At 70.8% G+C, this 7,161-nt stretch carries 4 protein-coding genes; 2 read left to right on the top strand and 2 right to left on the bottom strand.

Features of this window, described 5'->3' with window-relative positions:
* Nucleotides 1–1,219 (top strand): LmeA family phospholipid-binding protein (locus tag ND748_RS21095; RefSeq protein WP_308205682.1); only part of this gene is annotated, 1,219 nt, incomplete at its 5' end.
* Nucleotides 1,220–2,026: 807 nt separating this feature from the next.
* Nucleotides 2,027–4,585, top strand: coding sequence for an FHA domain-containing protein (locus ND748_RS21090; protein ID WP_251747717.1), 2,559 nt, complete (start codon nt 2,027–2,029; stop codon nt 4,583–4,585).
* Between the two features lie 93 nt (nt 4,586–4,678).
* Here ND748_RS21090 and ND748_RS21085 read toward each other — a convergent pair whose 3' ends face one another.
* A complete protein-coding gene (locus ND748_RS21085) occupies nt 4,679–5,632 on the bottom strand; it encodes an endonuclease domain-containing protein (RefSeq protein WP_251747716.1) in 954 nt (317 codons plus the stop codon).
* Between the two features lie 229 nt (nt 5,633–5,861).
* Nucleotides 5,862–7,161 (bottom strand): TolB family protein (locus ND748_RS21080; RefSeq protein WP_374215991.1); only part of this gene is annotated, 1,300 nt, incomplete at its 5' end.

Here is a 7,161-nt window from a genome sequence, read left to right as displayed (position 1 = left end):
GCCGAGGGGGATCGATCAGTCCGCCGCCGCGCCGACGGCCCGGACGGCGGCCGTGCGCCGTGGCGGAGAGGCGACGCCCGGCTGGTCCGACTCCGAGGACACCGCCGACGGCACGATGATCATCGGTCGCAGCGGCGTCGCGGCCGCCGGCCAGCCGTGGCCGGGTTCCACCCGACCCGAGGATCCACAGGTCGGACATCCACAGGTCGGACATCCGCAGGCCGGGCATCCACAGCCCGGGTACGCGCAGCCCGGGTCACCGTCGGGTTATGCGCAGCCTGGGCAGCAGCAGCCCGGGTATGCGCAGCCCGGCTACGCCCAGACTGCCCACGACCAGTCCGGCTACGGGCAGCAGCCGGCCCATGACCTGGGATCCGGGGCGGCGATCGGCCAGGACGGGCCGAACGGCGCCGGCCGGGACGGGTTCGGCGCCGGCGGGCCGCCGGCCGGAGCCACCGCCACCGCCAAGCCGCCACGGCGGCGCCGGCGAGGTCGGGTGCTGGCGATCGTGCTGGTCGTGCTGGTCGTGTTGTTCGTCGTGGGCGACCGGGTCAGCGTCGTCATCGCCAAGGGGCAGATGCGCAAGCAGGTCAAGGCGTCCGTCGCCGAGAGTCTCAAGCCCGGCGACCCGGTGCCGAAGGTGACGAGCGTGAGCATCGGCGGGTTCCCGTTCCTCACCCAGGTACTGTTCGGCAAGTTCACCGACATCGGCGTCGGCATCGACGGCATCCCGACCCCCGGGCCGAAGATCTCCTCGGTGAAGGCGCATCTCAAGGGCGTGCACGTGCCGCTCGGGGACGCCCTCACCGACAACGTGGGGCAGGTTCCCGTCGACTCCGTGCGGGCCACCGTCGGCATCAGCTACGCCGACCTGAACGCCTTCCTCGCGAAGCAGGCGGTCAAGTTCCAGGTCAAGCCCGTGGACGGCGGGAACAAGGTCGAGCTGAGCGGCACCACCGACGGCCTCTTCGGGCTGGGCAGCACGCAGATCGGCGGTATCACCACGTTCGAGGTGAACGACAACCAGCTCACTTTGGTGCCGTCCGGGCTGTCGATTCAGGGCGGCCTGAACTTCTCCATCCCCTTCCAGTTCAAGGTCCCGATCCCGATCCCGGTGTCCGGGCTGCCGTTCCACCTGCAGATAGTCAAGGCGTCGACGAATGCCACCGGGCTGTCGCTCACCGCGACGGCCAAGGACCTCGTTCTCCCGGCATCCTGACCGGCCCGCCGATGACCATGCCCGCCCGGAACTCGATCATCCCCTGGCGGGCATGATTCCGGCCACATTCTCGGTGCCATCTCGGGTGGCGTCAGCGGCCGGAGCATGCGGGTACCCACCCCGTCGGCGCCGCCGCGGGCGTGGGTCTGGTCCGTCCGCGGCCGTCCGGCTGCTCGTCCGGGGTGGGTGGGCGCGGGCCGGCCGGTCACCCTCGCCGGGCGCGCACCCAGGTGATTCCTGGACGCGAAGCGAGCGGCTGTGGTCGCGGGGGGGCTGCCATGTGAATGGGTTGTGCACGGACGGTCAGGTGTTGAGGGACGTTCGGAACCCCCCTCGGTCGGATCGGCGACAGATGCCACTCCCGAGGACTACCAGCCGGCATTCTCATAAGGTGCCGCACGGGAGCCGCGCGTCGTCACCGTCGCCTCCGTGGCACGGCCGCCGCGACGGCGGCCCCACTGGGCCGAGGGCGCAGAAGGTCCGTGCAGGACAGCCGGCATATCGAAGGATCAAGAGGCGGCAGGAAACCGAGAGATGTCCAGAGGTCGTACGCGACGGCGGGAACGCCGTTCGGCTGGCCGGTCAACCGTCACCCGGGGTGGATCAAGGTCATCCCTCGACGCTACGATCGGACATCCGGCATGATCGGTCAGCCCGCGTGACCGCTCGGCGTGGCATCACCGGTCACCCCGGTGGCGCCGCTCGAAGCGGTGGCATCGCTCGGCTTGGTGACACGACCTGGCGTAGTTACAAGGTGGAGTTCGGCGGGACAACCCGGCCAGCGTCCCGTCGCGAAGGGGGAAACACGTGCAGACGACCTTCCTGAGAGTCGTCACCGAGGCCGGTGCGGCCACTGTGCCCGCCGAGGCCCAGTTCATCATCGGCCGTGCCCGGACCGCCGACTACGTCATCGCCGACAGCCGGGTTTCCCGCCGCCACCTCCTCCTCGAACAGGCCGGCAGCGGCTGGGTCGTCCGCGACATCAGCTCCAACGGCACCTGGATCGACGGGCAGCGGATGCCCGAGTCCGTGCCGGTGCACGACGAGGTGCGGCTGCGGCTGGGCACCCCCACGGGCCCCGAGGTCGTCGTCCACCCCGAGTTCCCGCAGGGGCGAGCCCCGATCGACGAGCCGGCCTACGACCCCGGCTACGACATGCAGACGATGCTGCCCAACGCCGCGGGCTACAGCCCGCCGCGGCCCACCTCGGGACGGGGCAGCCGAGGCCACCAGGGGCCGACGAGCCCGGCCCAGCGCGGGCGCGACTACGACGACTACGACGACCGCCGCCGCGACGATCGCGCCGGCGGCTCCACCAGCCTCGAGCAGGAGCACGAGCGGCGCACCACCTACCGCCTGCGCCAGGGCACGATGTCGATCGGCCGCGCCCGGGACAACGACATCGTCATCACCGACCTGCTCGCCTCCCGGCGGCACGCCGAGCTCTACATCGGCCGTTCGGGCCTGCAGATCGCCGACCTCGACTCGGCCAACGGTGTGTTCGTCAACGGCCGCCGGATCAACCGGACGGAGGTCGGCCAGGGCGACGTCATCGCCGTCGGTCACCACGTCTTCCAGCTCGAGGGCGACCAGCTCGTCGAGTACATCGACTCCGGCGACGTCAGCTTCGAGGCCGACGCCCTGAACGTCTGGGCCGGCCAGAAGCAGCTCATGCACGACATGACGTTCAAGCTGCCCGGCCGGGCCCTGCTCGGCGTCGTCGGGCCCTCGGGCGCCGGCAAGTCGACCCTGCTCAACGCCCTGACCGGGTTCCGGCCCGCGGACAAGGGGACCGTCCGCTACGCCGGCCGTGACCTGTACTCCGAGTACGACGAGCTGCGCCGCCGCATCGGCTACGTGCCGCAGGAGGACCTGCTGCACACCTCGCTCACCGTGCGCAAGGCCCTGGAGTACGGCGCCGAGCTGCGCTTCCCACCGGACGTCACCAAGGCGGAGCGGCGCACCCGCGTCGACGAGGTCCTCGCCGAGCTCGGCCTCACCCAGCACGCGAACACGCAGGTGTCGCGGCTGTCCGGCGGTCAGCGCAAGCGGACCTCGGTGGCCCTGGAGCTGCTGACCCGGCCGACCCTGCTCTACCTGGACGAGCCGACCTCCGGTCTCGACCCGGGCATGGACAAGAACGTCATGGAGTCGCTGCGGACGCTGGCGGACGACGGCCGGACGGTCATCGTCGTCACCCACAGCGTCGCCCAGCTCGACCTGTGCGACTACATCCTGGTGCTGGCTCCCGGCGGCTACGTCGCCTACTTCGGGCCGCCTCAGGACGCGCTGTCGTTCTTCGGCAAGCGGGACTACCCGGACGTCTTCCTCAACCTGGAGGCGACGCCGGGTGCCGAGTCGGCGGCCCGCTTCCGCAACTCGCGGTACTACGTGCCGGCGTCGATCACCGCCCCGTCGGCGCGGCCGGCGCCGGAGGAACTGCCCTCGCTGCGCCAGCAGTCGGTGGCCTCCCAGCTCGTCACGCTGAGTCGTCGAACCATGGGTGTCGTGGCGTCGGACAAGTCCTATCTGCGGCTGATCATCGCGTTCCCGTTCCTGCTGGGGCTGATCCCCAGGGCCATCGGCGGGAACTTCGACCTGACCGCCGAGCAGGCCAAGCAGTTCTCGCCGAACTCCGACGGCCCGACGATTCTGCTGATCATGGTGCTCTGTGCCTGTTTCATGGGCATGGCGAACTCGGTTCGCGAGATCGTCAAGGAACGGGCGATCTACCGCCGGGAGAGAGCCATCGGCCTGTCCCGCACGGCGTACATCGGGTCGAAGGTCCTCGTCCTGATCGTCATCACGGTGGCGCAGTCGATCCCGTTCACTCTGATCGGACTGGCCGGGCGAACACCCAAGGCGGGGCTCATCCTCGGCAACTCCCTGCTGGAGATGCTGATCGCGGTGATCGTGGTGTCGCTGGCCTCGGCGATGCTCGGGCTGGTGATCTCGGCGCTGGTCGACAACGCCGACAAGACGATGCCCCTGCTCGTGCTGATCACGATGGCCCAGCTGATCTTCAGCGGTGGCATCGTGCCGGTCAAGGGCACCGCCGGCCTGGAGCAGGTCGCCTACATCGCCCCGGCCCGCTGGGGGTTCGCGTCGATGTCGTCGATCGCCGACATGAACCGGATCACCCTCGCCGGAGTCCTCCGCCCGGACGGCTCCAAGAAGCTGATCAACCCCAAGGCCGTCGTCGACCCGTTCTACGACCACACGGCGTCGGCCTACCTCACCGACATCATCGCGGGCGCCGTGATCGGCGTCCTGTTCATCATCATCGTCTCGATGCTGATCCGCCGCATGGACCCGAAGACCGTCAAGCGCGCCCCCGCCACCCCCGTCAGCGGCCCCCCGCGCTAGCCGCGGGGGTGACGGGGCCCTTTCTTGCCCTTCGGGGGACGAAGCGGACGCCGAGACCCCCCAAAGGGCAAGAAAGGCGGGCGGCCCCACGGATCACGCGAGGGCGCGTGACGGCAGTGCGGCAGCGCCTGCCCGGTGAAGCGCGGCGCGCACGGTCGTCACGAGACCGCGTGCTGGCGCGCCGCGGGTCGCATCCCGCCACGTGCAGCGCAGGACATCCCAGCCGAGGCGGACCAGCGTGTTCTGCCGCGTGCGGTCCCGATGCAGCGCCTCGGGCTCGCCGTGCGGCCCAGCGCCGTCCGCCTCGAGCGCCACCCGAAGCGATGGCCAGGCGAAGTCGAGCCTGGCGACCGGTAGACCCGTCGAAGGATCGCGGACCAGCCACTGAAGCTCGTCAGGGGGCAGGCCGGCATCACCGAGCAGCAGCCGAACCCGCGTCTCCAGCGGGGACTCCGCCCGCCCGTCGATCCGCGCCCACCAGCGCTGCGCGCGGTTGCCCGTGCGGCGGGCCGCTACGCGATCGCGCAGGGTGGGCAGGTCGCCGGTGCGCAGCCGCCCCTGGTGGAGCATGGCGTCGACCACGCTGACGAACAGCTCACGATCACACAGCAGGGCAAGATCTTCGATGGTCCGGTGGATCGTGCTCGTGGGGATGCCGGCAAGGTCGACGGTCTCCGTGTCGTGCATCGGCATCCAGTGCCGGCGACAGCCCTGCCGCTGCCGATAGCCGCTCTCGCTGCGCAGGGCCACGTCGACAGGTTCGTCCGACCGCCGGAAGGGAAGCCCGGGCAGGCCGTGCAACCGGGCGGCGGTGCGCCCGCAGATCGTGCCACCGCCGACCGCGAGCGCGGCCCGTGCCTGCGCCCGCAGCTCATCGCGGACGGGCGGCACGATCAGGGTTCCGCGAATGGGAGACATCCAGCCGTGGTGCCGTTGCCGCCGCTTGATCGCCTCGTCGGACATGCCGAGCTGGCGGGCATCCCGACGCAGGACCATGTCATCCTGCCGGCGGGCCAGCGAGACGACCTCCTCGTAGGACTGGATCACGCCTCTGAGTGTCGGTCAGGACGACGCCATCGGGCCCGACCGATTCGCCACCTGTGGACAGTCTGACGCCTGGGGACAACTTCCTCGCCTGTCCAAAGGTTTCCACGTCCAGTTACTCCCTGGAACGGCAAGGAAGTGGAGGCGGGGGACGGAGCGGGCGCAGGGTCGGAGGGGGCACCAGGTCAGAGGGGGGCACCGGGCCAGAGGGGCGGAGGGGGCGGGCGCTGGGTCAGCCGGCGTTCCAGCGGGCGTGGCCGTTGAAGCCGCCCTGGGTGGTGAGCTGGTGGTCGCCGGCGGCGGGGTCGTTCGGGTTGAGGACGAACAGCTGGCGGACGTTCGGGTTGCCGGGGTCACGCTGGCCGGAGAAGACGATCCGGCCGTCGGGGCCGAAGGCGGGGTCCTGATCGTCGCCGCGGGCGTGGGTGAGCTGGCGGACGTCGGAGCCGTTCGAGTTCATCTCGAAGATCTCCAGGTCGCCGTTCTCCTGCCGGGTGAACGCGATCTTGTCGCTCGTCGGTGACCAGACCGGGTCGGAGTCTGTGGTGAGCGAATCGTTGATCACCGGCGTCGCCTCGGCATTGGGCTGGACCGAGATCACCACGATGAATCCGCGGGCGCCGCCGGTCTTGTTGGACCAGTAGGCGATCCGCTCGCCGTCCGGCGACCAGGCCGGGTCGGTCGCCTGCGGTTTCGCGTTGAGCCGCTGGACGCTCGAGCCGTCGAGTCTGACCACATACAGGCCCAGGTTCGGCGCGCCGGTCCCGTCGGTGCTCGACCGGACGACCAGGAACTTGCCGTCCGGGGATAGCGACGGTCGGGCGTCGTCGGCGATCGTCAGGTTTTTGGCCGGGCCGGAAGTGAACAGCTGCACGGGCCTGCCGGTGCCGTCGGCGGCGATTGCCTGCAGCGTGTTCGGGCTGCCCTTCTTGAAGAACACGACCGTCTTCCGGTCTTCGGAGATCGCCGGCAGCATGTCGTTGTCCGGCCCGGTGAGCAGCGGCTTGTCGTTCTGGAGGCCGCCGTCGCCGGTGACGTCGCCGCGGAACAGGTCGTAGTTGCCGTTGCGGTTGGAGGCGTAGACGACGGTGTCGCGGCTCAGCTGCTCGGTCGAGCGGGGCAGCGTGAACGCGGCCGGCTGGGCCTGGGCGGTCGTGCCGGTGGCCGGCTTCACGCTGGAACCGGAGTCGTTGGCCTTGTCGTCGCCACCGGAGTTCAGGGCGAGGACGCCGGCGAGGATCGCACCGACCACGACCACGCCGCCACCGACGAGCAGCGGCCCGCGGTTCCTGCGGCCGCGGGCGCCCGAGCCGGACGGCGCACCAGGACCGCCGCTCCCGCTGGGGCCGCTGCTTGCGCCAGCGCCGCTGCTTGCGCCAGGGGCGCCCGGCCAGGAAGAACCGCCCGGCTCGGCACCGACCCGGGTGGGGGACTGTCCGGCGACGGTCCCGTCGCCGGACCTCCGCGGTTGTGCCGGCGTGCCGAGGCCGGTCGGCAGCCGGGTCGGGGCGTCGGGGTCGGCGGTGTAGCCG

This window comes from Frankia sp. AiPs1 (assembly GCF_023716945.1).
GTDB lineage: Bacteria > Actinomycetota > Actinomycetes > Frankiales > Frankiaceae > Frankia.
Note: the sequence above shows the minus strand (reverse complement) of the source record. Positions and strands in the feature narration are given on the sequence as shown.